This is a genomic window from Amycolatopsis sp. NPDC039088, from assembly GCF_055598845.1.
The window spans coordinates 75,398-99,262 of record NZ_JBVKAE010000034.1 but is presented as its reverse complement, the minus strand read 5'-3'; the positions used below and the strand labels follow the sequence as shown (position 1 = coordinate 99,262).

General features: G+C 69.2%; 21 protein-coding genes. 13 read left to right on the top strand and 8 right to left on the bottom strand.

The annotated features are described in order from the left end of the window. Window positions 1-229, top strand: a 229-nt coding sequence (locus ACZ7KI_RS33860) for a hypothetical protein (RefSeq protein ID WP_470277100.1), incomplete at its 5' end; no start/stop codon positions are given. 326 nt (window positions 230-555) lie between these two features. Here ACZ7KI_RS33860 and ACZ7KI_RS33855 read toward each other — a convergent pair. Both ACZ7KI_RS33855 and ACZ7KI_RS33850 read right to left on the bottom strand, forming a co-directional pair. After that, complete coding sequence (locus ACZ7KI_RS33855; RefSeq protein ID WP_470277099.1) at window positions 556-1,419, bottom strand: sigma-70 family RNA polymerase sigma factor; 864 nt, start codon at window positions 1,417-1,419, stop codon at window positions 556-558. A gap of 34 nt (window positions 1,420-1,453) precedes the next feature. Then, window positions 1,454-2,365: a glycoside hydrolase family 16 protein gene (locus ACZ7KI_RS33850; protein ID WP_470277098.1), complete on the bottom strand. Its 912-nt coding sequence runs from the start codon at window positions 2,363-2,365 to the stop codon at window positions 1,454-1,456. Window positions 2,366-2,486: 121 nt separating this feature from the next. On the opposite strand from ACZ7KI_RS33850, the gene ACZ7KI_RS33845 reads away from it, so the two are divergent. The 3 genes from ACZ7KI_RS33845 to ACZ7KI_RS33835 are packed head-to-tail and all read left to right on the top strand — an operon-like array spanning window position 2,487 to window position 6,947. After that, a complete protein-coding gene (locus ACZ7KI_RS33845; protein WP_470277097.1) occupies window positions 2,487-3,197 on the top strand; it encodes a GntR family transcriptional regulator in 711 nt (236 codons plus the stop codon). Between the two features lie 52 nt (window positions 3,198-3,249). Then, window positions 3,250-6,654: a TM0106 family RecB-like putative nuclease gene (locus ACZ7KI_RS33840; protein ID WP_470277105.1), complete on the top strand. Its 3,405-nt coding sequence runs from the start codon at window positions 3,250-3,252 to the stop codon at window positions 6,652-6,654. Then, complete coding sequence (locus ACZ7KI_RS33835) at window positions 6,651-6,947, top strand: hypothetical protein (RefSeq protein WP_465506070.1); 297 nt, start codon at window positions 6,651-6,653, stop codon at window positions 6,945-6,947. The genes ACZ7KI_RS33840 and ACZ7KI_RS33835 overlap by 4 nt, the downstream gene beginning before the upstream one ends. A gap of 1 nt (window position 6,948) precedes the next feature. Here ACZ7KI_RS33835 and ACZ7KI_RS33830 read toward each other — a convergent pair whose 3' ends face one another. Next, the gene (locus ACZ7KI_RS33830; RefSeq protein WP_470277096.1) at window positions 6,949-10,068 is read right to left on the bottom strand and encodes a BTAD domain-containing putative transcriptional regulator; all 3,120 of its coding nucleotides are present in this window, start codon (window positions 10,066-10,068) and stop codon (window positions 6,949-6,951) included. Between the two features lie 119 nt (window positions 10,069-10,187). Between ACZ7KI_RS33830 and ACZ7KI_RS33825 the strand changes: the two genes are divergently transcribed. From ACZ7KI_RS33825 to ACZ7KI_RS33810, 4 genes are all read left to right on the top strand, one after another. Beyond that, window positions 10,188-11,057, top strand: a complete 870-nt coding sequence (locus ACZ7KI_RS33825) for an alpha/beta fold hydrolase (RefSeq protein WP_470277095.1) — start codon at window positions 10,188-10,190, stop codon at window positions 11,055-11,057. Window positions 11,058-11,537: 480 nt separating this feature from the next. Continuing rightward, window positions 11,538-12,035, top strand: a complete 498-nt coding sequence (locus ACZ7KI_RS33820; RefSeq protein WP_470277094.1) for a hypothetical protein — start codon at window positions 11,538-11,540, stop codon at window positions 12,033-12,035. 145 nt (window positions 12,036-12,180) lie between these two features. After that, window positions 12,181-12,870, top strand: a complete 690-nt coding sequence (locus ACZ7KI_RS33815) for a sigma-70 family RNA polymerase sigma factor (RefSeq protein ID WP_470277093.1) — start codon at window positions 12,181-12,183, stop codon at window positions 12,868-12,870. A gap of 95 nt (window positions 12,871-12,965) precedes the next feature. Beyond that, a complete protein-coding gene (locus ACZ7KI_RS33810; RefSeq protein ID WP_470277092.1) occupies window positions 12,966-13,736 on the top strand; it encodes a hypothetical protein in 771 nt (256 codons plus the stop codon). On the opposite strand, the gene ACZ7KI_RS33805 is transcribed toward ACZ7KI_RS33810, so the two are convergent. Next, window positions 13,726-14,247: a hypothetical protein gene (locus tag ACZ7KI_RS33805; RefSeq protein ID WP_470277091.1), complete on the bottom strand. Its 522-nt coding sequence runs from the start codon at window positions 14,245-14,247 to the stop codon at window positions 13,726-13,728. The two genes, ACZ7KI_RS33810 and ACZ7KI_RS33805, sit on opposite strands and share 11 nt — an antisense overlap. A gap of 38 nt (window positions 14,248-14,285) precedes the next feature. Between ACZ7KI_RS33805 and ACZ7KI_RS33800 the strand changes: the two genes are divergently transcribed. Together ACZ7KI_RS33800 and ACZ7KI_RS33795 are read left to right on the top strand one after the other, a co-directional pair. Next, window positions 14,286-14,723, top strand: coding sequence for a MarR family winged helix-turn-helix transcriptional regulator (locus tag ACZ7KI_RS33800; RefSeq protein WP_470277090.1), 438 nt, complete (start codon window positions 14,286-14,288; stop codon window positions 14,721-14,723). A gap of 60 nt (window positions 14,724-14,783) precedes the next feature. Next, a complete protein-coding gene (locus ACZ7KI_RS33795; protein WP_470277089.1) occupies window positions 14,784-15,962 on the top strand; it encodes a PucR family transcriptional regulator in 1,179 nt (392 codons plus the stop codon). Here the strand turns inward: ACZ7KI_RS33795 and ACZ7KI_RS33790 are convergent. After that, a complete protein-coding gene (locus ACZ7KI_RS33790) occupies window positions 15,959-16,342 on the bottom strand; it encodes a hypothetical protein (protein WP_470277088.1) in 384 nt (127 codons plus the stop codon). The genes ACZ7KI_RS33795 and ACZ7KI_RS33790 overlap by 4 nt on opposite strands. 238 nt (window positions 16,343-16,580) lie before the next feature. Between ACZ7KI_RS33790 and pgfA the strand changes: the two genes are divergently transcribed. Continuing rightward, complete coding sequence (gene pgfA, locus ACZ7KI_RS33785) at window positions 16,581-17,615, top strand: cell envelope lipid trafficking protein PgfA (protein WP_470277087.1); 1,035 nt, start codon at window positions 16,581-16,583, stop codon at window positions 17,613-17,615. A gap of 12 nt (window positions 17,616-17,627) precedes the next feature. On the opposite strand, the gene ACZ7KI_RS33780 is transcribed toward pgfA, so the two are convergent. Further along, window positions 17,628-18,323, bottom strand: a complete 696-nt coding sequence (locus ACZ7KI_RS33780) for a class I SAM-dependent methyltransferase (RefSeq protein ID WP_470277086.1) — start codon at window positions 18,321-18,323, stop codon at window positions 17,628-17,630. 163 nt (window positions 18,324-18,486) lie between these two features. Between ACZ7KI_RS33780 and ACZ7KI_RS33775 the strand changes: the two genes are divergently transcribed. Next, window positions 18,487-19,719: a glycosyltransferase family 4 protein gene (locus tag ACZ7KI_RS33775; protein ID WP_470277104.1), complete on the top strand. Its 1,233-nt coding sequence runs from the start codon at window positions 18,487-18,489 to the stop codon at window positions 19,717-19,719. 925 nt (window positions 19,720-20,644) lie between these two features. Here ACZ7KI_RS33775 and ACZ7KI_RS33770 read toward each other — a convergent pair. Together ACZ7KI_RS33770 and ACZ7KI_RS33765 are read right to left on the bottom strand one after the other, a co-directional pair. After that, window positions 20,645-20,824 (bottom strand): DUF2613 family protein, encoded by a 180-nt coding sequence (locus ACZ7KI_RS33770; RefSeq protein ID WP_037303149.1) that lies wholly within the window; start codon window positions 20,822-20,824, stop codon window positions 20,645-20,647. A 3-nt stretch (window positions 20,825-20,827) separates the two neighbouring features. Beyond that, window positions 20,828-22,519, bottom strand: a complete 1,692-nt coding sequence (locus tag ACZ7KI_RS33765) for an MmpA family trehalose lipid delivery protein (RefSeq protein ID WP_470277085.1) — start codon at window positions 22,517-22,519, stop codon at window positions 20,828-20,830. A gap of 69 nt (window positions 22,520-22,588) precedes the next feature. Between ACZ7KI_RS33765 and ACZ7KI_RS33760 the strand changes: the two genes are divergently transcribed. Beyond that, entirely contained in the window at window positions 22,589-23,782 is a 1,194-nt protein-coding gene (locus ACZ7KI_RS33760) for a lipopolysaccharide biosynthesis protein (protein WP_470277084.1), read from the top strand. Window positions 23,783-23,865: the final 83 nt, after the last annotated feature.

The window sequence follows — 23,865 nt, the reverse complement described above, 5'->3', positions numbered from 1 at the left end:
AATCATCGCCAAGCATTTCCGACGCTACGACACGCATCAAATTCAAAGCCAGATACAGGAATCGACAAACGGTAACTTAACGGCATTGATCTCGATCCCCTACAGCGACCCCGCCGCAACCAACGCTGACCCCGAGGAGCCCGCCGGCCACCACCGGCGACGGGCCCCTCGGCATGTCCGCAGCACGGCCAGGCTCGCGACCTTCGGTTCACCAAGCCCTCTCAGTTGAACCAGGTACCGAACATCGAACTCTTCGACCTCCCCGCGGGCCACTTCGTCACTTGCGATGTCGCGATAGATCACCCGGAGCTGGATGGGAATCCTCGGACTGTTCGGCGACTTCTCCCAGCAAGCGATCAACCGATCGAAGAGCGAGCCGTTGACAGCGGCGACCTGCGCGACACCGGCCAGCCGCCGGAACGCGGATGAATACAGGACTCGGTCCCGATCCCGCTGATAAGCATCCCGATAAGCCCGTGACTCCTCCGCCACATGGCGTCGAGCATTTCCGGACGTCCCCTCCGACATTGCCGCGACCGAATCGCACCCCGCCGATCAATCCAAAATCACCAGATCCAACGCCCGCAACCGTTCCGAGTCCGCGATGACGTCGATCTCGCTGATCTTCCCGTCCACGAAAGCGAACGCGAGCACCACCGACGGCCTGCCCTCGTCGGCCATCACGAGCCCGATGCCGCCGTTGACCAGCGCGAGCTGAGTGACAGCCGCCCGAACCGAAGCGGCCGCCGCACCACGAGCCACTGTGTCGACACCGCGCAGGAAGATCGGCGCGCGCGATGGACCTGCCGCCTTGTCGGCGCGAAGGACGACGTCGGGGTGGAGCAGTTTGAGGAGCGCTTCGAAGTCCCCGCCGCGGGCCGCGGCCAGGTAGGCGTCGACGACTTGGCGGCGTCGAGCGAGGTCCGGTTCCGTGGTGGCGGGGCGGCCTTGGACGCGGCGCCGCGCGCGGCTCGCGAGTTGCCTGGCGGCGGCCGGGGTGCGGTCGATCAGCGGGGCGATCTCGTCGAACGGCACGGCGAACATGTCGTGCAGGACGAACGCGAGCCGTTCGGCGGGCGCCAGTGTTTCCAGGACCACTAGCATCGCGAGGCCGACCGAGTCGGCGAGCACCGCATCGGCGGCGGGGTCCACTGAGGAGTCAGCGGGCTCGGAGAAGGCGTCGTCGAGCGGCTCTTCCCGCCGGTGGTCACGCGAGCGCAACACGTTCAGGCATACCCGCGCCACGACCGTGGTCAGCCAGCCGCCGAGGTTCTCGATCTCCTCGGCGTCGGTCCGGTTGAGCCGCAGCCACGTGTCCTGGACGGCGTCTTCCGCCTCACTGGCCGAGCCCAGCATCCGGTACGCGACCGCGCGCAACCTCGTCCGGTGCTCTTCGAATCGTTCCGTCAGCCGCTCCACCGCACTCCTCGCTCCCACAGAACCCCGGTCACATCTAACAACCACCGAGATCGTCGGTGAACCGCACACCTGAAGACCGGTACGACGCGGCCCGCTCGGCGGCCGCCTGAGGTGTCAGGACCTCGTTCTTCGCGTAGTAGACCCAGTCCACCTGCTCCAGGTAGGTGCTCGTGCCGCCGGCGTGCCGCGTGAGGTCGATGAACCACTGGTTGAAGTTCAGCGACATGGCCTGCCTCGGGTACACGTCGAACGGGCCGCCGCGATCGTGGTCGGCCACCAGCGCGCCGTCGATGTAGTACCGCACGTGGCCGTCGGACACCGTCGCGGCCACGGAGTGCCAGCCGTCGATGCTGCGCCGCTGGCTGTCGCTCTTGTTCTCGGCGTACCAAGGATCCGGCGTGTAGGTGTGCCAGCTGGTCTGGAAATTGACCGGCCCAGCTTCACCCCATCCCCCGTTGGGCAGGTACTCCGAGAAGTCCAGTTCGCTGTAGATCGGGTCGTTGTCGTAGCGGAGCGGGCTGATCGTGAAGAACGTCTGGTTGATCCGGTCGCCGTCAGGGCCGGACGCCGGCGTGTCGGAGAACCGGATCCGTGCCGCGTAGGTCCCTTCGAAGAATCGCCGGTCGGGCTGCATGATCTCGGTCTGCGTCGTGCCCGCGGGTGTGCCGTCGGTGGTGGAAGCCAGCTGCAGCACCTTGTCCCCGCCGGACGTCGGGAACGTGATGCCTTCCGGAGCCCACCGCGCGCCCGCGACGCCGGGTCCGCCGCCACCCGAGCGCACCTGCCAGCCGTGCTGCCCGAGCAGCCCGTCGGTGTGCGAGGCGTAGTGGAAGTCGTCGAACAGCGCCCCGCATGCCGCCGACCCGCTCGCGATACCAGGCGCCAGTCCGAGCGCGGCGACCGAGAGGGCGGTGACGGCCAAGGTGGTGAGACGGAACTTAGGCATCGCTGCCTCCTTTACCACTGGTCAGTTTTTACCAAGGTCGCCCGCGAAAGTGGTAAAGTCAATAGGTCTAGACAAGTTGTCCACCAGCCAATTCAGGACGACCACTGGCTAAGCTGTGGTCATGCGGCGGACAGAGGTCAAGGAACGGCTGCGCAAGCTCATCGAGCGGCGGCAGCCGGGTGAGGTCCTGCCTTCGGAACGCGCACTGAGCATGGAAATCGGCGTCTCGCGCCCCACCTTGCGGGCCGCGATCGACGAACTCGCGCGGGACGGCCTCCTCGTCCGCGAGCACGGCCGCGGCACGTTCACCGCGCCGCGCAAGATCTCCCAGGATTTCCTGCCCGCCACCGGCGGCGACCAGTTCGCCCCGCCCGCCGAGGGCGAGTGGACCAGCCGGGTGGTCGACTTCGCCATCCTGACCGCGGGCGCCAGGCTCGGCAAACGGCTCGAGGTCTCGCCCGCCTGCCCACTGGTGGCGGTCACTCGCGTCCGCATCGTCGAAGAGGCGCCGATGGCGATCGAGCGGATCCTCGTCCCACGGGATCTGGTGCCCGACATCACGCGCGCCGACTTCGAGTCCGGCTCGTTCTACGAACTGCTCCGCACGCGATACGAGATCTTGCCCGCGACGGCCTTGCAGGTCACCGAACCGACCGTCACCGACGCCGACGAATCCGGGCTGCTCGGCGTCCCGCAGCACTCCCCCGCGCTGCTGTTCGAACGCACCACCCGCGACCCGGGTGGCCGGGTGATCGAGTACACCCGCTCGATCTACCGTGGCGACCGCTACCGGATCACCTCACATCTGAAGTTCGACCACACCTCCGGCTGACTCCGGCGTGCCGGGGTCGCCCGCGCGGGAGTCCATGTCAGACTCCCGGGCGATGTACACCCCGTCCGATCTCGCCGACCTGCTCGAATGCGAGCACCGCAGCATCCTGAACCAGGCGCTGGCCGCCGGTGTCCCGGGAGCGCCCCGGCCGGGTTCCGGGCCGGATCAGCTGGCGGTCACCCACGGGCGAGCCCACGAGGCCGCGACGCTGGACAAGCTGCGCGGCGAGCGGAGCGCCGTCGTCGAAATCGACGAGCGGGACCCGGTCGTCGCCGCGAAGGCCACCGAAGAAGCGCTGCGGGCCGGTACCCCGGTCATCTACCAGGCCGTCTTCCACGACGGCGAGTTCTCCGGCCGGGCCGACTTCCTGATGCGGGACGACGAAGGCCGCTACGAGGTGTACGACACGAAGCTCGCCAGGCACGCGAAGCCGGCGGCCGTGGTGCAGCTGACCGCGTACGCCGACGCCCTGCGCCGGGCGGGGTGGCCCAGCGGCCCGCGAATGCACCTGCTGCTCGGTGACCACAGCACCCGCTCGTTCCGCGTCGACGACTTCCTGCCGCTGGTGGACCGGCTCCGCGCCCGGCTGGAGAACCGGCTGCGGAGGCCGCCCACCCTGCCGGTCCCGCTGTGGGCCGACGAACGGCCGGCCTGTGGCGGCTGTTCCTACGCCGCGCACTGCGCGAGCGCCCGCGAGGCCGATCGCGATCTTTCGCTGGTGGCGGGGATGCGCGGCGACCAGCGGCGCAAACTCGTCGCGGCGGGCCTCGGCACCATCGACGCGCTCGCGGCCGCCACACCGGAGGACCGGCCGCGTGACATCTCGGCGACGTCGTTCACCACGCTGCGCGCCCAGGCCGCGATCCAAGTCCGCCAGGACGACACCGGCGAGATCGCCTACGAGATCATCGATCCGGACGCGCTGGCGGAATTACCGCCACCCGCGCCCGGCGACGTCTTCTTCGACATGGAAGGCGACCCGTACGCCCTGGCAGGCGAGGGGCTCGAATACCTCTTCGGCGCGGTGACCGCCGAAGAGGACACGAAGTTCACGCCGTTCTGGGCGCACAGCCGGGCGCAGGAGAAACGCGCCTTCGAAGAGTTCATCGACTTCGCCACCGCAAGGCTCGCCGAGCATCCCGGTTCGCACGTCTACCACTACGCCCCGTACGAGGTCACCGCGATCAAACGGCTCGCCGCCGTGCACGGGACCCGCGAGGACGCCGTCGACCACCTGCTGCGCAGCGGCGGGCTCGTCGATCTGTACGCCGTGGTACGCAAGGCACTCCGGGTCTCGCAGCGGTCGTACTCGATCAAATACCTCGAACCGCTCTACATGCCGGAGGCTCGCGACGGCGACGTGAAGACGGCGGTTTCGAGTATCGAAGCCTACGAGGACTACCTGACGCTCACCGCCTCCGGCGAGACCGGGCAAGCGGACGAGGTCTTGCGCGGCATCGGTGACTACAACGAATACGACTGCGTCTCCACGCTGCGGCTGTTCGAGTTCCTCCACAAGATCCGCGCCGAGGAAGGGATCCCGCTCGCCGAGCCGCCGGAAGAGTCCGATGTGGACGCTTTGCTCCGCGAGACCGAAGCGGACGTCGTCGCCCAGAAACGCGCCGAACGCGCCGCGCAACTGGCCGCACTGGTCGATCCGCTGCTGGACGGGCTGCCCGACGATCCGGCCGAGTTCACCGGCGAGGACCGCGCCCGCGCGCTGCTCGCCGCGTCCGTCGGCTACCACCGCCGCGAGACGAATCCGGCGTGGTGGGAGTACTTCCGCCAGCTGGCGGCCCCGCTCGGCGAGCTGGAGACCGACAACGCCTGCACCGTCCCGGTGGCCATGGAGGCCGGGGAATGGGTGCCGCCTTCGGGCCGGGTCCGCAAGGCCAAACGTTCACTGACGCTCCGCTGCGATCCGGATCGGCCGCATCCCTTCGCCCCCGGTGACGACGTCCGCCTGCGGTACGGAGCCGCCGCACGGGACGCGAAGGTCGTCTCCGCCACCGCCGTCGAGCTGACCCTCGAAGAGAGCTGCGCGCCCGACGAGACCACCGCGGACCGCCCGGTAGCGGTGCTGCCGGGAAGCCCGGTGCGGCCCTCCCCCAAGGACGACGCGGTCGCGGACCTCGCCCGGCTCGTCGTCGACGCGCTGCCGGCGCTGCCCGCTCACCCCGGCGTCGACCTGCTCCGGCGCACGACGCCACGGCTGCGTGACGGCCGGAGCCTCCCGGAGCCCGGGACGGATCTGGTGAGCACGGTGATCGAGGCCGTCGAAGCGCTCGACGGCTCGGCGCTCGCCGTCCAGGGCCCGCCTGGCGCGGGCAAGACGTACCTGGCGGGCAGGCTGATCGCGAAGCTCGTGCGCGCGGGCAAGACGATCGCCGTCACCTCGACCAGCCACAAAGCCGTGGAGAACGTGCTGTCCGCCGCGATGAAGAACGCGCCGGACCTGCCGTGCGCCAAACGCGCCAAGCGGACCCCGGATCCGGCGGCGCCGTGGGAGCAGCCGAAGACCAATCCCGCGCTGGTGAAATGGCGCGAGGAGCACGACACCGGCCATCTGGTCGGCGGGACCGCGTGGACGTTCGCGAACGCCGCGATCCGCGAAGAGCCGTTCGACCTGCTGATCATCGACGAGGCAGGCCAGTTCGCCCTCGCCGACGCGCTCGCGGTGTCGATGTGCGCCAAGAACCTGCTGTTACTGGGCGATCCGCAGCAGTTGCCGCAGGTCGTGCAGGGCACACATCCCGCCGGTGCCGAAGCGTCCGCGCTCGGGCATCTGATCGGCGAGGCCGACATCATCCCGGCCGAACTCGGCTACTTCCTCGACGAGACCCGCCGGATGCACCCGGCCGTCTGCGCGCCGGTCTCGGGGCTGTCCTACGCGGGCCGCCTGCACTCGCATCCCTCGGCGGCCGAACGGTCGATCAACGGCGTCGAGGCCGGGCTGTACCTCGCCGAAGTCGACCACCACGGCAACACGACGCGCTCGGTCGAAGAGGCCGAAGCCGTCGTCGCCATCGTGGCGGATCTCCACGGGCGTGCCTGGACCGACCACGGCGAGCCCCGGCCGCTCGGTGACGAGGACATCGTCGTCGTGGCGCCGTACAACCTGCAGGCCAGGGTCGTGGCCCGCGCGCTGGACCAGGCGGGATTCCCCGGCGTGCGGGTGGGCACCGTCGACCGGTTCCAGGGCCAGGAGGCGCCGGTGGTGATCACCACGATGACCTCGTCGTCGGCGGTCGATCTGCCGCGTGGCCTGGACTTCCTGCTGTCCCGCAACCGGCTGAACGTGGCACTCTCGCGGGCGCAGGCGCTCGCCATCGTGGTCTGCTCGCCGCGACTGGTCGAAGCCGACATCCGCACGGTCGACCAGATGCGACTGGTCTCGGGCATGCTCGGGTTGATGACCGAAGCCGTGCCCTGGCACGAAGGACGGAGTGGACGATGAGTGAGAAGGACCCGGACAAGACGCCGGAAGTGATCGACGCCGAGATTGTCGAGGAGGCTCCTGCGGCGCCGGTGGAGGTCCCGGAGCCGGATTACAGCGAATCCGGGGTGCCTTCGTTCGACCACGTGCGGGACCGGATCGAGCAGCGGTACACGACCTCGCTGGGTTCGACCGAACTCGCCGGCCTCGGCGGCAAGGAGGACGTGGCCTCGCTCGACAAGAAGATCGCCGATCGCGACAAGGCCGCCAAGGACAAGCTGGCCGAGATCCGGCGCGCGATGCGCGAAAAGTGAGCTAACCCGAAGCCTGGCGCGCCGCGGCCGCCCAATGCGGCGAGCCCGCCTTCACCGCGATGGCGTATGCCTGCCGGTAGTGTGCCGCGGCCGCTTCGTGGCGGCCGAGAGCGGCGGCCAGGTCGCCGAGGTAGTGCGCGACCGGCCGGAGGGTGAGCATCCCGCTTCCGGCCCCGGCGATCTCTCCGGCGGCGGGCAGGAGTTCGGCATACAGCCGCTCCATCGCCGTCCGGTCGCCGAGTTCGAGCGCGACGACGGCATGCAGGCAGGTGCGGGCTTCGTACAGCAGGTCGCGGGGTGAGTCCGGGATCGGGAGTACCGGACGGCACCAGCTTTCGTAAGCGCCGTAACTCTCTTCGCGCGCTTCACGTGGCAAGCCTCGCTGGAGCCGGTCGCAGTACAGCGCGAGGGCGAGGATCCCGTTGTCCACTCCGGACATCGACGTCCCGGCGAGCCCGGCCGCCGCGGCGCGATAGGCGGCTTCCCCGCCGGGACCGGTCATCGCGGTCCGCATCGCGTGATACCACCGGGTGAACACGGCGACGAGCGGAGCGCCGTACTTCTCCCCGAGTTCGTCCGCCGACGCGGCATGCCGGTCCGCGGCGGCGAACTCCGCGAGCGCGCTGTTCGCCTGCATGAGCACGAGATGTCCGAGCACCTCGAACGTCACCAGCCGGTGCCGCGCGGCGAGATCGACCAGTTCCTCGCCGATCTCGGCCCGCCGCGGTGCGAGTCCGGCCCGGTCGAAGGACTGCAGGAACCGGGCGTTGAGCGCGAAGGCCAGCAGTGCCGGGTCGTCGAGGCGTCGTGCGAGTGCTTCGGCTTCTTCGGCCGCCTCACGAGCCCTTCGCCCGCCCGCGTTCCGCAGCTCGACGGCGAGCGTCGCCAGCAGACGGCAACGCTCGGCTTCCCGATCGGCGGGCAACGCGGCGAGTGTCCGTTCGACGGCGTCCGCGATCCGGCAAGCCAGATCCGGGTCGTCGCTTTCGGTCCAGATCGCGGGGACGTCGAAGGCGCCGATCACCCGCGCGGTCAGGGGCGGATCGTCCAGCTTTTCCGCCAGTTCCAGCGCTTCGGCCCGATGCCGCCGCGCCTGGCCGAGGCCACCGGACACGGCCGACGCCCGAGCCTTGCCCATGATCAGCTCCAGCCGCGTCTCCGTGCCGGAGGCGCCGGACCGGTCGTACGCGGTCAGCGCGGCGTCCCACAGCCTGACCGCCTCCGCCGGCGCGAACCGGCTTTCCGCCCGTTCGGCGGCGGCCCGCGCGTAGTGCGCGGCGCGATCGGGGTGCTCCTCGGACAGCACGAAATGGTGCGCCAAGGCGTTGACGTCGCCCGGGCGCAGGCTTTCCAGCGCTTCGGCGATCTCGCCGTGCTCGCGGGCCCGCCGCGAACGGGAGAGGTCGTGGTAGAGCGTGTCCCGCACGAGAGCGTGCGCGAAGCGGAACCGATGCGGCGCCGTCTCGGTCAGGAATCCGCGCTGGGCCGCGCTTTCGACCGCGTCGAGCGCGGTTTCCCCGGTCAGGGCTTCGAGTACGTCCAGGTCGACGTCCGTGCCGATCACCGCGGCGCGGCGCACCACGTTACGTACGGCTTCCGGTAGCGCCTGGACCCGGTGCCGGACGACGTCGCGGACTCCCGGCGGTACCGCGTCCAGCGCGGCCGGCCCCTCGGTGGCCAGCAGGCGGGCGAGTTCCCGCACGAAGAAGGCGTTCCCGCCGGTGCGCCGGTGGATCACCCTGGCGGTCTCCTGGTCGACGTCCTCGCCGGTCGTGGCGCGGACGAGGTCCGCGATCCCGGTCTCGGGCAGACCGCCGAGGTAGATCCTGGCCGGCTCGGCACGGGCGGCCCGGCCGAGGAAATCCGCCAGCGGGGCAGGCAGGTCGGTGCCACGGTAGGTCGCGACGACCAGTGAGGGGCCGCCGCCGGGCTCGGCGAGCACCGACGTCAGCAACGCCAACGTTTCTTCGCCCGCCCAGTGCAGATCGTCGAACACCAGCAGGAGTGGCGCGCCACCGGTGAGATAGGCCGCGACCGCCCGATGCCATCGCCAGCGTGCGGACACAGGATCTTCGGCGCCCTGGTCCGCCGTCGGCGCGGCACCGTATCCGGCGTCGGCGAGCGTGGCGAGGATCCGGGTCCACGCCCAGGCGGGTGGCAGGCCCTCGTCGTCGGGATTGCCGCCCCAGGCCGTGGTCCAGCCCCGCGCGGCGAGGCGAGCGGAGAAGGCCTCGGTCAGCGCGGTCTTCCCCACCCCGGCGTCGCCCGAGATCAGCACCAGCCGGGACCGTGTCGCGGCTTCCTCCAGCTCGGCCAGTTCCGCCTGCCGTCCGACCAGCGGCCGTTCGACCGGCTTGGGACTGGACGGCTCCAGCCGGGGTGCCTGTGCCAGGATGTCGGCTTCCAGGTCACGAAGACCCGCGCCAGGATCGATGCCGAGTTCGTCGGCGAGTACCTCGCGCGCCGTTCTCAGCACCGCCAGCGCGTCACCTTGCCGTCCGGATCGGTAAAGCGCCAACGCCAGCAGCCGGGAACCGTTCTCCCGCAACGGATGTTCGCGCACCTGCGCTTCCAGATCGGGAACCGCCTCGGACGCCCTCCCCAGTGCGAGAAGGGCATCGGCGCGCGATTCCCGTGCCTGCAGCCGGAGTTCGGTCAGGCGGGAGACCTCGCCGCGTGCCCAGCCTTCCTCGGCGAATTCGGCGTACGCGGGACCGCGCCACAACGCGAGCGCGTTGTCCACTTGCGACAGTGCGGCGTCCGGACGGCGGGCGTCGATCAGCTCGCGGGCAGCGATCACCGCGGCCTCGAACTCCCAGGCGTCGACGGATTCCGCGCGCAGCGCGTACCCGCGGGCGACCGTGACGAGCAGCCGTGCGGGTTCCCGAGGAGCGCGACCCGGCTCCAGCGCGCGGCGCAGGGCTCCGACGAAGGTCTGGACTGCGCCGACCGCTCCTTCGGGCGGCCGCTCCCAGAGGTCGTCGACCAGTCGTTCCACCGGCACGACGCGGCCGCGGGCGATCAGCAGTCTCGCCAGCACCGCCCGGTGCCGCGGCCCCTTGAGCCCGACCTCGCCGCGCTCGTCGGCGGCCACGAGCGGGCCGAGCACTCCGAACCGCATCGTCACCTCCCTCGCTCACCGACGGTGATCATCGTGCCCGCGGTGCTCGTTCGCCGCTGACCGGGTGCTGATTCGCCCGCGGCACGCTGACCTGACAGCGAACGACCAGGAAGGTTCTCATGCGCATCACCGGATTCGACTACCAGCGCGTCCCCGTGGCGGACGGCGTGGCACTCAACGTCGCCGTCGCCGGGGCCGGCGACCCGATCGTGCTGCTCCACGGCTTCCCCGAGACCCATCTCATGTGGCGGCACGTGGCGGCGGATCTGGCGGCGGACCACCTGGTTCTCTGCCCCGACCTGCGAGGATACGGCGAGAGCGACAAGCCCGCCGACACCGGCGAGACCTACTCGAAGCGCACCATGGCGGCCGACGTCGTCGCCGTCGCGAAGGCGTTCGGCCACGACCAGTTCGCCCTCGCCGGACACGACCGGGGCGCGCTGGTGGCCCTGCGGGCCGGCCTCGACCACCCGGACAAGGTGAGCCACCTCGCGATCCTCGACGTGCTGCCGACCCTGGACATGTGGGACGTGCTGCACGGCACCAGCGCCGCCGTCGGCTTCCACCTCTACCTGATGGCGCAGCCGCCCGGCCTGCCGGAAACCCTGATCGGCGCCGCGCCCGACGCGTTCTTCGGGCACTTCCTCGACGCGTGGACGCAGCGCGGCGACGTGATCCCGGCCGACGTCCGGGCCGCCTATCTGGAGGCGTCACGGAACGCCGTGACCTCGATCGTCGCCGACTACCGCGCCTCGGCGGGCATCGACGTCGAACACGACACGGCCGACCGGGAAGCGGGCAACCGGCTCGCCATGCCGCTCACCGTGCTCCAGCAGGACTGGGGCGCCGCGCTCGGCTACGACGCCGTCGCGCTCTGGGAAGCGTGGGCGAGGGACCTCGACCACCGGACGGTCACTTCGGGCCACTTCATGGCCGAAGAGTCACCGTCGGAGGTGGTGAAGGCGGTGCGGGACCTGCTGACGCGCTAACCGGGGTCCGTCCTCGGTACAGGTGGTCGTGAGTGGCGATTCGGGTTATTGAGGGGTAAGGCAAAGGTGGCGTGGTGGGTGGCAAGTCCGTGAAGGCCTCCTTGAGGGACTCTGGGTCCCTCAAGGAGGCCTTCACGGACTTCAAGACGGGACGTTGATGTCACAGCCGTCCCACTGTCACCAGGGATCACGCCTGACGGTAGTGAAGGGCTCCTTCACTACCGTCAGCGTAGGCAAGGAAGCCTTCACCACCAGGGAAACGCGTAGGCAGCAGCGACCACAGCCCGCGACACGACACGTTTGACTTACCCCTCAATAGAACCCGAATCGCCACTCACGACCTGTTACAGAATCGACGACCGGACTGAGCCGAAAGGACCAACCTGCACCCCCAAACGCCCCTATCCGGCGAACATTCGGGTTTAGTCCCGCTCCTGCGGGGTATCGGCTTGTCGGCACGACCGACGAGGGGCCCCCGACATGAAACCCAGTCCCAGACGGGCGCACACCATCGCCCGCGATCTCCTTTCACTCACCAGATCGGGCGAGGCCGACCGGCTCGCCACCGCATTGGTGTCCACCGCCTCATCCACCCGGCAAGGACCCGCACTCGACGACGTCGTCGGGCGGCTGGTCGACACGTTCTCCTTGGCCGCCAAGGATCGCCGACGTTCGCTGCGGATCCGTGAACCGTTCACCCTGCGCCTGCGCGACCCGGCGGGGATGACGGTCCGGCCCGACAAACTCGATCCGAGGGTGGCGGCGATCGCCCGCGCCATCGCCGCCAGCGTCCGCGACGACACCGACACGTGCGCCGACCAGATCGGCGAGGCCTGCGAGAACGCCGATCTGGCCCAGCGGATCCGGGTACTCGCGCACTGCCTGGTCTGGACGTCGGATCTCCTCAGCGCCGACACCACCGCCTATCCCCCGGTCCTGTCCTGCCTCAAGGGTTCGCATCCGCATCGTCCACAGTAGACATTGCGCGGTTCGGATGACTTCCCCTCGAACATGTGGACATCCCTTAAGCGGCAGGGCAAGCTGGATCACCGCGCACGAAGTCCCAGTCCCCGATGACGGGCGCACACCTTCGCGGCAAGTTCGGTGAACCTGGAGTGCAGACTTGGACGAGGTAGCGCCATCGACGGTACCCGCGGACTCCCGTGCCGCCGCGACGGCGGGACGGCTGCCCAACCCCGAAAGCAGGCTGGTGCGCGCGGCCGTCGCGGGTGACCCGGACGCGGTCCGCGAACTGGTTCGTTTCCTTTCCCCGCACGTGTTCCGTTACTGCTCCAGCAGGCTCGGGAACACCGGAACGGGTGCCTGCGACGCGCAGGACTGCGTGCAGGAAGTGCTGCAGGCGGTCCTGATCGCCCTGCCGCGCTACCGGTATCGGCCGGACCGGTTCCTCGCGTTCGTCCTCGGGATCGCCGGGCACAAGGTGGCGGACCTCTATCGGCGCCGCTCCCGCGAACCGGTCGCCTCCGTCCCCGAGATCGGCGACGGGATGACCCAGTGGGCCCGCCGCGACCCCGACGAGATCGAACGGCTGGAGCACCGCCTTCAGGCCGGGCTCCTGCTGGCCAGGCTGCCGATGCCGCACCGGCAGGTGCTCGCCCTCCGGTTCGTGTTCGGCCTTTCGGCCGAGGAGACGGCGGAGCGGCTCGGCCTGCCGAGCGCGGGCGCCGTCCGCGCGGCCCAGTTCCGGGCGCTCGCGCGGCTGCGCGTGCTGCTCACCGAGCGGAATGCCCGTTACGCGAACGATGTCCGGGACGTCGAAAAAGCCGCCGCACCGGAACTCGTCCCGGTATAGAACCGTCCACTTCGGACAATCGAACACTTGTACGTCGCTTGTACGCGCGTCCTCCATGCTGTCCGCACATCTGGGGAAACCACTGGAGGACGAAGATGAAGATCCGATTGAGGATCGCCAGGGGCGCCATGGGCGTGATCGCGATCGCCGGAGCCGTCATGCTCGGCGGCGCGGGCGAGGCGCTGGCGGCGACGGGCACCGTCAACACCGACTCCGGGGTCGCGGTGACCGTCCGATCGAGCCCGAACACCGGGGCCAGTTCGGTCGGCACGGTCGCGAGCGGCACCGCCGTCACGATCGACTGCCAGACGAACGGCTCGACGGTGACCGGCAAGTACGGCACCACCGACATCTGGGACTACGTGCCGTCGAAGGGCGGCTACATCAGCGACGCCTACGTCTACACCGGTTCGGACGGCCGGGTCGCCCCGGACTGCGCCGGCAGCACCCTCTCCTGCTCCACCGCCGGTACCGGCAACCGGCGGACCTGCGCCGAAGCCGTCACGTGGGCGAAGGAGCACGTGCACACCAACAACGACCCCGACTACTACCGCTGGTGCGACCGGATCAACTCGTGGGCCTACGGCTGGACCGCGAGCGGCTCGGAAACGGCCTACGTGCACTGGACCCAGATCCCGTCCACGTACAAGCACCCCGGTGACACCCAGGTCCCCGCGGGCGGGCTCGCCTTCTTCAGCAACGGCGGCACCGGGCACACGATGATCTCCATCGGCGGCGGCAAGTTCCTGTCGAACGACATCCACGGCCCCGGCAGCTTCACCGAGACCACCATCTCGGAGATCAAGAACGCGTGGAACTACACCTACCTCGGCTGGTCGCAGCCCTGGTTCAAGATCAACCACTGATCGCGCGCGTCGCCTCGAAACGCTGCCGGACGAAGGGGTCCTCGTCCGGCAGCGTTTCTTCCGCCCGCCAGGAGAAACTCTCCGCGGTGAGCTCCGAGAAGATCCACCGGCGCCGGACGCCGTCGGTGTCGGCCTCGATCTCGAAACCGTCCTCGGTCCGCTTTCCGAGGAACGGGATCACCCAGCCGTTGCCCGGGCCGAGCCAGGTCGACCGGAACGCGTCGATCTTCTCGTCGTAGAAGCGCAGGCTCATCCCCCATTCGCCGTCCACGCCGTCGACCCTGCTCGCCCGCGCCGGGCTGATCCACACGTCGGTCACCGCGCGGCCGTCCAGCGCCCAGCCGAAATGCCATTCGCCGTCGACGGTCCGGACACTCCCGTCCTCGCCGTAGTTGTGCACCACCAGGTCCCAGCTGCCGATCAGCGGCTCGAACACGCCGAGCCGGGCGGCGAGCTCGGGGCGTGGCCCGGTGGCGGTGAACACGGCGGCGATCCGCTCGGTGACGTCCATGCGGCCAGGATGACCATTTTGACAGTATGCTGTCAACCATGACCGATCTGGTGCGCGACTACCGGCTGCTGATCGCCGACGTCTACGAGCTGGCGGGCTTGAGCCGCCGGATCAGCGAGCGCGAAGCGGCCGGACAGGGCACGACGGTGGCCCGCTGGCACGTACTGAGCGTGGTGTCGGAGGAACCCGCCGCCGTTCCCGCCATCGCGCGACGGCTCGGCCAAGTCCGCCAGGCCGTCCAGCGAGTCGTGGACGACCTCACCGAAGCCGGTCAGCTGCGAGCGGAGCCGAATCCCGCGCATCGCCGCTCACCCCTGTACGCCATCACGCCCGAGGGTTCGCGGCTACTGGAACGACTGTGGGGAGCGAGCGGATCGCAGCGCCTCGGGATGCTCGATGACAGCGGTGTCAGCGCCGAGGACCTGCGGCAGGCCCGCGACACGCTGCGCCGATTGTCAGACGCGCTCAGCACCTGAAAGCGCCCTTTCGTCGCATCGTGATAAAAAGCGGCCGGTTCGCCGGGTTAGAGTTGGCGAATGGGCACTGAGGCTCTCGCTACTCCCGCACCCCGGGAGCAGCGCGAGCTCATGCAGGCGATGCTCACCCGGCTGCCCGAGTTCAGCGATCGCCTCGCCCGGTTGCTCAGCGACGAGGACGAGTTCTACCACCAGGTCGACAGCACCGCGCCGGACGAACTGCGCAAGGTCTGCCGGGCGAACCTCGAACGAGCGCTCACCGCACTCGTCGAGGGGCGAGGACTCCCGCTCGACGCGGCACGCAAGACCGGACTGGCGCAGGCCCGGCGGGGCATCCCGCTGCCGTCCGTGCTCCGGGCGTTCCGGATCGGCGGGATCTTCGTCTACGAACGCCTGCTGGAACTGGCGGGCCCCGGTTTCATCAACCCCGCGCGCACGGTGGAGATCAACTCCAACGTATGGAAGACCATCGATCTCTACTCCGACGCGCTGACCACCGCCTACAGCGAGGTCGCCGCCGAACTCTCCCACGAGAAGCTCGCCCTGCTGGACGGCCTGCTGCAAGGCCGGTTCGCCACCCAGGCGGAGCTCGAGAACGCGGCCAAGGAACTCGATCTCCCGGCGGCGGGCACGTTCGTCGCCGTCGTGACCGAAGCCGTCGAGCCGAAAGAGCGACCCGGCGTCGAGGCGCTGCTGCGGGCACGGCGCTGGAAGTCGGCCTGGCGGCCGGGCGCCGGAATCGGACTGGTCATGATCGACCGGGTCGAGGACGTCCGGCGGCTGCGCGACGTGCTGGGCACACTGCCGCTGGCGGTGGGGATGAGCAAGCCGTTCAACGGATTCCTCGAAGTCCCGGACGCGGTCCACCGGGCCAGGATCGCCCGCCGGTCACTGGTGGCGGGTACCGCCGGGGTGGCCGTCTTCGGCGACTCCCCCGTCACCACCCTGGTCGCGAGCGCGCCGGCGATGTCGCGGGACGTCGTACGTTCGGTGCTCACCGGGATTCTGGTGCTGCCCAAGGCCGAACGGCAGGTCCTGCTGGACACCCTGATCGCGTGGTTCGCCGGGCACGGCTCGGCGAAGGAGGCCGCGGACCGGTTGATCGTCCACCCGAACACGGTCCGGTACCGGCTACGGCGGGTGCAGGAACTGACCAGACGCGATCTGTCCGACCCGGTCGACGTCGGCGAGCTTTACGTCGCGCTGGAAGCGGTCCGCCTGGCGGACGAGAAACCCTAGCCTCGCCTGCCCGGCGCCATGTCGGCGTCGATGATCTTCGCGAGGTCCAGCAGGGTGTGCCCGAGACCGGGGCGGGCGGTGAGCCGGACCGCGAGTGTGCGGCCGCGAGTCGTCGTGGCGACCGGCAGCGTCACCTCGGGATTCGCCGCTCTCGTCCACTGTGGACGGCGTCCGGCCGCGGACAGGACGATGTCCGGATGCGGGGATCGCCGCCCGGGCCGCCATCGTGATCTCCTGGCGTCGAGATCACGGATCACGTTGCCGTGCAACGAAAGCAATGCGGCGACGTCCGCGACCGCGTCGCGGAGTTCGACATCGGCGATGGAATCCGAATACGCGCCGATGTCCAGCGCGCGGGGATCGTTCGGGTCCGGCGGCACTGAGTTCCTTTCCACTCGGGGAGAAGTCGTCCGATGGTGGTCCCGCTCCCGTTGTTCCCGGGAACAAACATGTTTGGCTGCTTGCGCCGAATGGCGGCGCGGCTACCGCCTTCCGGTGGCATCACGTACCTATGACCGACGGTCACACCTTTGACGCTGACCGGTCCGCGAGCCACTATCTTGCGACTGATTACCGATGGGTAATGTCGATGTTTCCCGGGTTTCACCAGGAGGACCGTTGCGACGAGCGTTGAGCCTGATCTTCTTGGCCTTAGGGGTGTTCGCCGTCGCCGCCGCGGTGTCGCTGCCGACGTACGTGAAACCCGAACTCGCCAAAGTGCCACTGAACCAGGATTCGACGTCGATCCTCGAAGGCACCGCGGCCAAGGTGCTCGCGGTGAAGACCGAGGGCGGCAAGACGGTCACGGAGATCCGCGACAACGCGAAGCTGAAGGCGACCGCCCACGTGGTGGCGAACTTCGCGCCGCCGGAGATGCGGGAGGGCACGGACGTCGCCGTCTGGCTGCTGGCCGTCTCGGTCGTCGACACCAAGGACGACACCGTGGTCAGCGCGAGCAAACGGCAGGTCTGCTTCGACCGCCGCACCGCGGAAGGGTATGTACCGCCGGGCGGCGACCAGGAGGCGAAGTGCTCCGACAAGAGCAGTTTCGTCACCAAGCTCGAGGAAAAGGCCGAGAAGGACAACGAGAAGCCCAAGGAGATCCAGGAGTACAAGCCACAGCCCGGCCTGAACTTCAAGTTCCCCTTCGGCACCGAGCAGAAGGACTACCAGGTCTACGACGACAACACCGGTCGCGCGGTCCAGGCGCGGTTCAAGGGCGTCGAAGAGATCAAGGGCGTCGAGGTCTACAAGTTCGTCCAGGAGGTCCCTGACACGAAGATCTCGACGAAGAAGGTGCCGGGTTCGCTCATCGGCGCCACCGGCGACTCCGTCGAGGCAGGTCAGTTCTACCGGGGTACCGTCACCAGCTGGATCGAGCCGTCGACCGGGATCCAGGTCAAGCAGGAACAGCGGTCGCACCAGGAACTGCGGTCCGCCGCGAACCCCACGCCCACGGTCGTCTTCGACGGCACGCTGACCTTCACCGACGCGACCGTCGACAAGATGGTGCAGCAGGTCGACGAGAACAAGGGCAAACTCGACTTCATCTCCAGCACCGGGCCGATCGTGCTCGGGATCGCCGGCGCGGTCTTCCTCGCGCTCGGGGTCTTCCTCCTGGTGAAGCGGCGCCGCGAACCTTCACGGCACTAGATCTTCCACGAGCTAGCGCTTTCGGAGCACCAGCACCAGATTCCACGACGCGATTTCCCGGACGCCGGGAACACGGACGATCCACTGGGCCCAGGCGGGGTGATACCGCGGATAGACCTTCTGGAGATCGGCGAGCGGCGTGGCCTTCCCCCACCGGACGGCCGCGCCGACCGAAAAGGCGAACAGGCTCTCGTCGAATTTGTTCTTCGGCTCCTTCCCCGTCTTTTCGAGATAACGCCGCCTGGCATAGGAGCCGCCGAGGAAATGCCACGGCGCGGTCTCGTGCCCGCCCCACGGCGAAAACCACGGGGTGAACGAGGCGAAAATCGTCCCGCCGGGTTTGGTCACCCGGCACATCTCGGCCAGCATGACCTCGGGTTCGGAAACGTGTTCGAGGACGTTCGAGGAATAGCAGATGTCCACGGATCCGGTGCGCACCGGCAGTTCCGTCCCGCTGCCGCGGACCATGTTCTCACCGGCCTCGCCTCGCGCCGTCAGCTCGCCGACGTCGGGATCTATGCCGAGATACGTGGCACCCGCGGCACGGAACGCGTCGGAGAAATAGCCGGGGCCGCCACCGACGTCGACGATGGTTCGGCCGTTCAACGGAGTGTGCTGAGCCAATTGCCGGACCGAGTCCTCGGCGAGCACCGAGTAGAAACCGTCGGGATCCGTCTGCTCGGTGAGAAAAGTACGGAACAACGTCACCGATCTGCGCAAGGTGGCGCGATGAGGCGGCATCGAACGGGTTACTGACCGATTACCGACCATCGGACCATCGCTTTCCGAGAATGATTCATCTACCGTGTACGCACCGGTAACCTAGCATTGTCGCTAACAGGTTGGGAGAACCACGATGGAACGGCCACGTGTGCTGCTCGTCAACTGGCGCGACACCGGTCACCCGGAGGGCGGCGGTTCGGAGCGGTACGTCGAGCGGATGGCCGAAGGGCTCGCGAAGGCGGGCTACCGGGTCGAAATCCAGTGCGCGGCCTATCCGGGCGCGAACGCGGGCGAATGGCGCGACGGCGTCCGCTATCGCCGTCGTGGCAACAAGTTCGGCGTCTACGCGCACGCGCTCCGGGCGATCCGCAAGGCACACGCGGACCTCGTCATCGACGTACAGAACGGAATGCCTTTCTTCGCCAGGCTCGTCGCGGGCTGCCCGGTACTGGTGCTGGTACACCACGTCCACCGGGAGCAATGGATCAGCGCGCTCGGCGAGACACTGGGCCGGATCGGCTGGTGGATCGAGTCCCGGCTGGCGCCGTGGCTGTTCCGGCACTGCCGCTACGTCACGGTCTCCGAGATCACCAAGGGCGAACTCACCGGCCTCGGTATCGAAGGTTCACGCATCACCGTGGTACCGAACGGTTTGGACACTCCCCCGCGCGGCAAGGCCGTCCGGGAGACCGAACCGACGCTGGTCGCGGTCAGCAGGCTGGTGCCGCACAAGCGGATCGAGCACGCCATCGACGTCGTCGCGGCACTGTCACGGCGCTGGCCGACGCTGCGGCTCGAAGTCGTCGGACAGGGTCCGTGGGAGGAGGTCCTGCGCAAACACGCCCGTGACCGCGGCGTCGAAGACCGGGTACGGCTGCACGGCTGGCTGGACGAGAACGAGAAACACGAGATCCTGGAACGCTCCTGGCTGCACCTGTGCCCGTCGGTCAAGGAGGGCTGGGGAATCGTCATCATGGAGGCGGCCGCGCACGGCGTGCCGTCCGTGGCCTACCGGGCGGCGGGCGGGGTGGCCGAGTCCATTGTGGAGGGAAAGACCGGCCTGCTCGCCGACGACTTCGACGATTTCACCGCGAAGGTGGAAGGACTGCTCGCCGACCGGGTACGCCGGACCGAGATGGGCGGGGCCGGCGTCACGTGGGCGGGCCTGTTCGATTGGGAACACAGCGTGAACCGCTTCGAATCACTGGTGCGCGACGTGGCCGGGGTGGCCATCCCCCATCCCAGGCTGCTGACGCCGCAAGGCTTCCACGAGTCCGTCGGCCAGCCCGGCCGTGGCGGCGTCGTCGAAGTCCTTGCGGCGTGCGCGCACGGTGACGGTGCTCGTGTCCCCGACGGTCGTCGCGCCGAACGCCACGCCTGACCGGCCACTGGCGGCGGGATAGAACGCGATCGAGGTGACCGCGTCCGCCGCCGAAACGACGCCGAGATTGGACACCAGGTAGGTCGACCCGAGCCTGCTCGCCAGGAGCCGTGTGCCCAGCCGCGCGATCCTGCTGCTGCGGGCGGGGAAGTCGGGTTCCGGCGGCCGCGCGGCCAGCAGCGCGCCTACTTCGGCCGCGCTCGGATTCCTGCCGAGACGCAGGCGGAAGAAGGCGCTGTCGTGCTCGGGTTCCGGCGCGCCACCGCCTCGCCAGGACGCTCCGACCGCGGCCACCACGCGCGAACTCTTCTCGCCACGCCGGGAGTTCCACGTTTCGGTCAAAGTGGCGGCCGCGGCGGCGAAAGCCGACGAGCCGAGCTTCAGGCGAGGGAGATTCCTGGCGCTGAACACATCTCCTGGGCCGCTTTCGAGCCTTTCCGGGGTGATCCTCGCGGGTGGCGCGAAAAGCGCCTCAAGGAGCCTGTGAAAGGCCGAAGCGAGAAAGGAGCGATCCGCCGTCCGCGCGCCGATTCCTTTGGCTGCGGAGGAGATCGGGACGTCGAGGGCGATTCCGAGCACGGCGAGCAGTCCGAGACCGTCGAGGACGCCGTGATGGGCGGCGATCAGCACGACGGGCTCGTCGGTGACGGTCGCGACGCGGATCAACGGCGCACCGCGATCGTACGACGTCTCGGCGAAGCGATCGCGAGTCGCCGGAAGGTCTTTCCGGAGAACGGTTTCGACCTCGGGCGCGGCGCCGAGCCACGGCCGCTCCTCGACCGCGACCGCCAGCCGCGTCCGCGCCTTTTCCGGTGTCAGAACCGAAGACAGGTTCGCTTCCAGGAGGATGCTCCAGGAAACGGTGGGATCGCCGTAGAGCCCGACGACGCGGTGCGCGTGGTCGGAGGCGAGCTGGGACACCGGCTCAGCGTTTGCCGTAGATGACGTTCTCGGGGGCCGAGAGCGGGTTGTACTGCTCCTTGATCTTCGCCTGCACCTGGGGTGCGGCGTCGGGATCTGCCGAGTTCGTCAGCGCGTAACTCCCGCCTGCGGCCGTTGCGAGCCCGATGATGACGGCCGCGGCCGCGCCGATGAGGGTGCCCAAGACCTACTCCTTCCGCGACAGGGAATTCCTGCGTCGGCTCAATGTACGCATGGGTAACTTGAGGCACAACAGCGCGGCGGCGATCGAGAGCAGCGCTACTCCGTTTGCCAGCACGACCGGGATCGGCGCTCCCGTCTCGGTCACGGCGGGTGCACCGGGAGTGCGATAAAGCGTGAGCCAGTCACCGGACCACACCGGTTCCGCGCCGGTCAGCAACCGCGGGTCGAGGTGTCCCGGCGTCCCGTGTTCGACGAGAATCCAGCCGATTCCCGCCGCCGACAGCTCTTCGGGCGACGTCGCGGCCCGGATACGGTCCATTCTGGAATCTTCGCCGGAGATCTCTTCGTCACCGACCCGCAACGTGTCGTCGACGAGGACGGTCTTCGGCAGCACCCTGGGCGCCGGATCCAGCTGTGTCTGATGGTCGTTCCAGGCGAAACTCCGGAAAGTGGACAACGGCAACGCGACGACGTCGCCGGGCCGGTCGTCTTCGGCGAGCACGCGGTGGACGGCGTTCCAGTCCTCCGGATAGCGCACGGCCTCGATCCGTCCCCAGCCTCCCCAAGCGAGATCGGGCATGGTGAGCAAGGGAAAGAGCGCGGCGGCCACGACGAGGGTCACCCGCGCCGCGTCGGTCCGCAGCCGTGCGGCGGCCGCCTCGATGGCGAGCGCGAAGCCGAGCGCGACCGGAAGCGCCCACCACGCGACCCATTTCTGCGCGTCCCGCAGCAGACCCGCGCCGGGGACATGCCCCATCGCCCACGACAGCACGGGTTCGCCGAACGGTAGCGTCGCCAGCGCGGCGAGCACCACACCGAGAACTCCCAGCAGCAGCAACGCTCTCGCCGGTGCGGTCCCCCACCTTCGCGCCAGGGGAAGGATCCCGGCCAGCGCGACGGCGAGCGTGACGAGGATCAGTAGAGGCGCCATCGGCGCACCGCGGCTGCCAGGAACGACCTCTCCGTTCCAGATACCGCCGAGCCCGAGCACGCTCAGGATCGCCGGACCCCAGCTTTCCGCGCGGGCGCTGAACGCGGCCACCCCGGCGGGATCGGACAGCGAACCGCCGGGATGCAGGAGGGTCGGCACGAGCCACGGCAGGTTGAGCACAACCGCGACCGCGAACGTGCGGCCCAGTTTTCGCGGCCCCGCCAAGACGATCGCGGTGAGCGCGGCCAGCACTCCGCCAGGCGGGGTGAGTACCGCGGGAGCGCACGCGAGCACCAACCGCGCGAGCGCCTTCGGCTCGTTTTCGCGCAGGGAAAGCGCGGCGCGCGCGATCCAGGGCAGACAGGCGTAGGTGAGCAGGAGCGGCCAATGCCCGATGAACAACCGCTCGGCGAAGTAGGCCGTCCACGCGTAGCCGGTCGCGGCGACGATCCGCGTACCCAATTGCTCCGTCGGGACCAGCCGCGCTGCGCCGTATGCCGCGAGGAAAAGCGAGAGCAGGAGAACGAGTTTTTGCACGATGTCGCCGGGAACGACCGCGGTCGCGAGCGCCATCACGGCGTCGGCGGGTACCGAACGCGGCAACGCGGAACCGAGGCCGAGCGCGTCCGGGACGAGGGACTGACGCTGGGCGAACACCATGTCGTAGCTCAGGACGAAACCGCGGCCGAGCACCGGCAGGAACACCAGTAACGCCAGCCCCGCCGACACCGCGGCCAAGACGAGCCGTTTGCCCGGTCCTTCCAACTGCTTCTTTCCTTTCCGCCTCGATCGCGGTTATGGTCGCTCGATTACTCGCCGGTAATAGGAGCGCGCTTGAGCGTAGACGTCGATCAGGCCAGAACCGGCAAGCGTGTCGCGGCGATCCTCGTCTCGCTCGCGCTGGCGGGCAACAACGCCGGTGCCTACGCGCTGAGCATCGTCGCCGCCCGGCTGCTCGCGCCGAGCGCGTTCGGTGAGCTGAGCTCGCTGCTGGCGGTGCTGGTGATCGGCGTCGTACCCGCGATGGGCCTGCAGACCGTGGTCGCCCTGCGCGTCGCCCGCGAACCGCAGGACGGCGGGACACTGCTCGCGCTCGGTCTCACCACGAGCGCCATCGTCGCGACGATCGGCCTGATCCTGGCGCCGGTGCTGGTCTTCGTCCTGCACCTGGACTCCGTGGTGCCCGCGCTCCTGCTCGCCGTCACCCTCGGCCCGCTGACCCTGCTCGGCCTCTTCCACGGCCTCCTGCAGGGCAGCGGCCGGTTCGCGCCGCTCGCCGGGCTCATGGCACTCGAAGGCGCGGGCAAGGTCGGCGGATCGCTGATCGGCCTCGTGCTCGGCGGCGACGCCACCGGCGCCCTGGCCGGGACCGCGATCGGCTCGTACGCGGTGATCATCTGCGGTTGGCTCGTCTGTGGACGGCCGCGACCGCGAAAGGCGGGACGGCAGGCGGGCGAAGTCCTGCACGCCGCGCAGGCGATGCTGGCGCTCGTCCTGCTGGTGAACCTCGACCTGGTACTGGCCCGCCACACCCTCCCCGCGAGCGAGGCGGGCGAATACGCCCTCGGCGCGATCGTCACGAAAATCGCCTACTGGCTCCCCCAAGCCGTCGGTGTCCTGGTGCTCCCCCGCTTCGCCAACGGCGACGACCGCCGCCGCATCCTCCCCGCCGCCCTCGCCGTCTGCGCCGCCCTCGACGCGTTCGTCCTCCTCGTCTCGGTGGTCGTGGGCCCACGCCTGCTTTCGTTCATCGGCGGCTCCGGCTACGCCGCCAGCACCATGCAGGTCTGGCCGTTCGCGCTCGCCGGCTCGATGCTCGCGCTGGTGCAGATCCTGCTGTTCTCGCGCCTCGCCGCGGGCGACCGGCGGGTGACCGTGCTGATGTGGGCGACGGTGGTGACGGAGACGGTGCTGGTGACGGTCTGGCTGCACTCCTCGGCCGCGCAGGTGGTGACCGTGGCCGCTTGCTGTGCCGGGGGTTTGGCCCTCTCCGGCGCCTTACTCGAACTCCGGTCGCGGCGGGCTTGAGGGGCAACTGTGTGGATTTTGCTTCATCTAACGCAACAAAATCCACACGGTCGATCCTGAAAGGTCCGGTCACGACATCGAAT

Coding starts and splice junctions, on each gene's coding strand:
- ACZ7KI_RS33820 (WP_470277094.1), top strand. CDS start 11,538: ATGAAACCCAGTCCCAGACGGGCGCACACCATCGCCCGCGATCTCCTT.
- ACZ7KI_RS33800 (WP_470277090.1), top strand. CDS start 14,286: ATGACCGATCTGGTGCGCGACTACCGGCTGCTGATCGCCGACGTCTAC.
- ACZ7KI_RS33835 (WP_465506070.1), top strand. CDS start 6,651: ATGAGTGAGAAGGACCCGGACAAGACGCCGGAAGTGATCGACGCCGAG.
- ACZ7KI_RS33795 (WP_470277089.1), top strand. CDS start 14,784: ATGGGCACTGAGGCTCTCGCTACTCCCGCACCCCGGGAGCAGCGCGAG.
- ACZ7KI_RS33850 (WP_470277098.1), bottom strand. CDS start 2,365: ATGCCTAAGTTCCGTCTCACCACCTTGGCCGTCACCGCCCTCTCGGTC.
- ACZ7KI_RS33805 (WP_470277091.1), bottom strand. CDS start 14,247: ATGGACGTCACCGAGCGGATCGCCGCCGTGTTCACCGCCACCGGGCCA.
- ACZ7KI_RS33825 (WP_470277095.1), top strand. CDS start 10,188: ATGCGCATCACCGGATTCGACTACCAGCGCGTCCCCGTGGCGGACGGC.
- ACZ7KI_RS33845 (WP_470277097.1), top strand. CDS start 2,487: ATGCGGCGGACAGAGGTCAAGGAACGGCTGCGCAAGCTCATCGAGCGG.
- ACZ7KI_RS33810 (WP_470277092.1), top strand. CDS start 12,966: ATGAAGATCCGATTGAGGATCGCCAGGGGCGCCATGGGCGTGATCGCG.
- ACZ7KI_RS33840 (WP_470277105.1), top strand. CDS start 3,250: ATGTACACCCCGTCCGATCTCGCCGACCTGCTCGAATGCGAGCACCGC.
- ACZ7KI_RS33830 (WP_470277096.1), bottom strand. CDS start 10,068: ATGCGGTTCGGAGTGCTCGGCCCGCTCGTGGCCGCCGACGAGCGCGGC.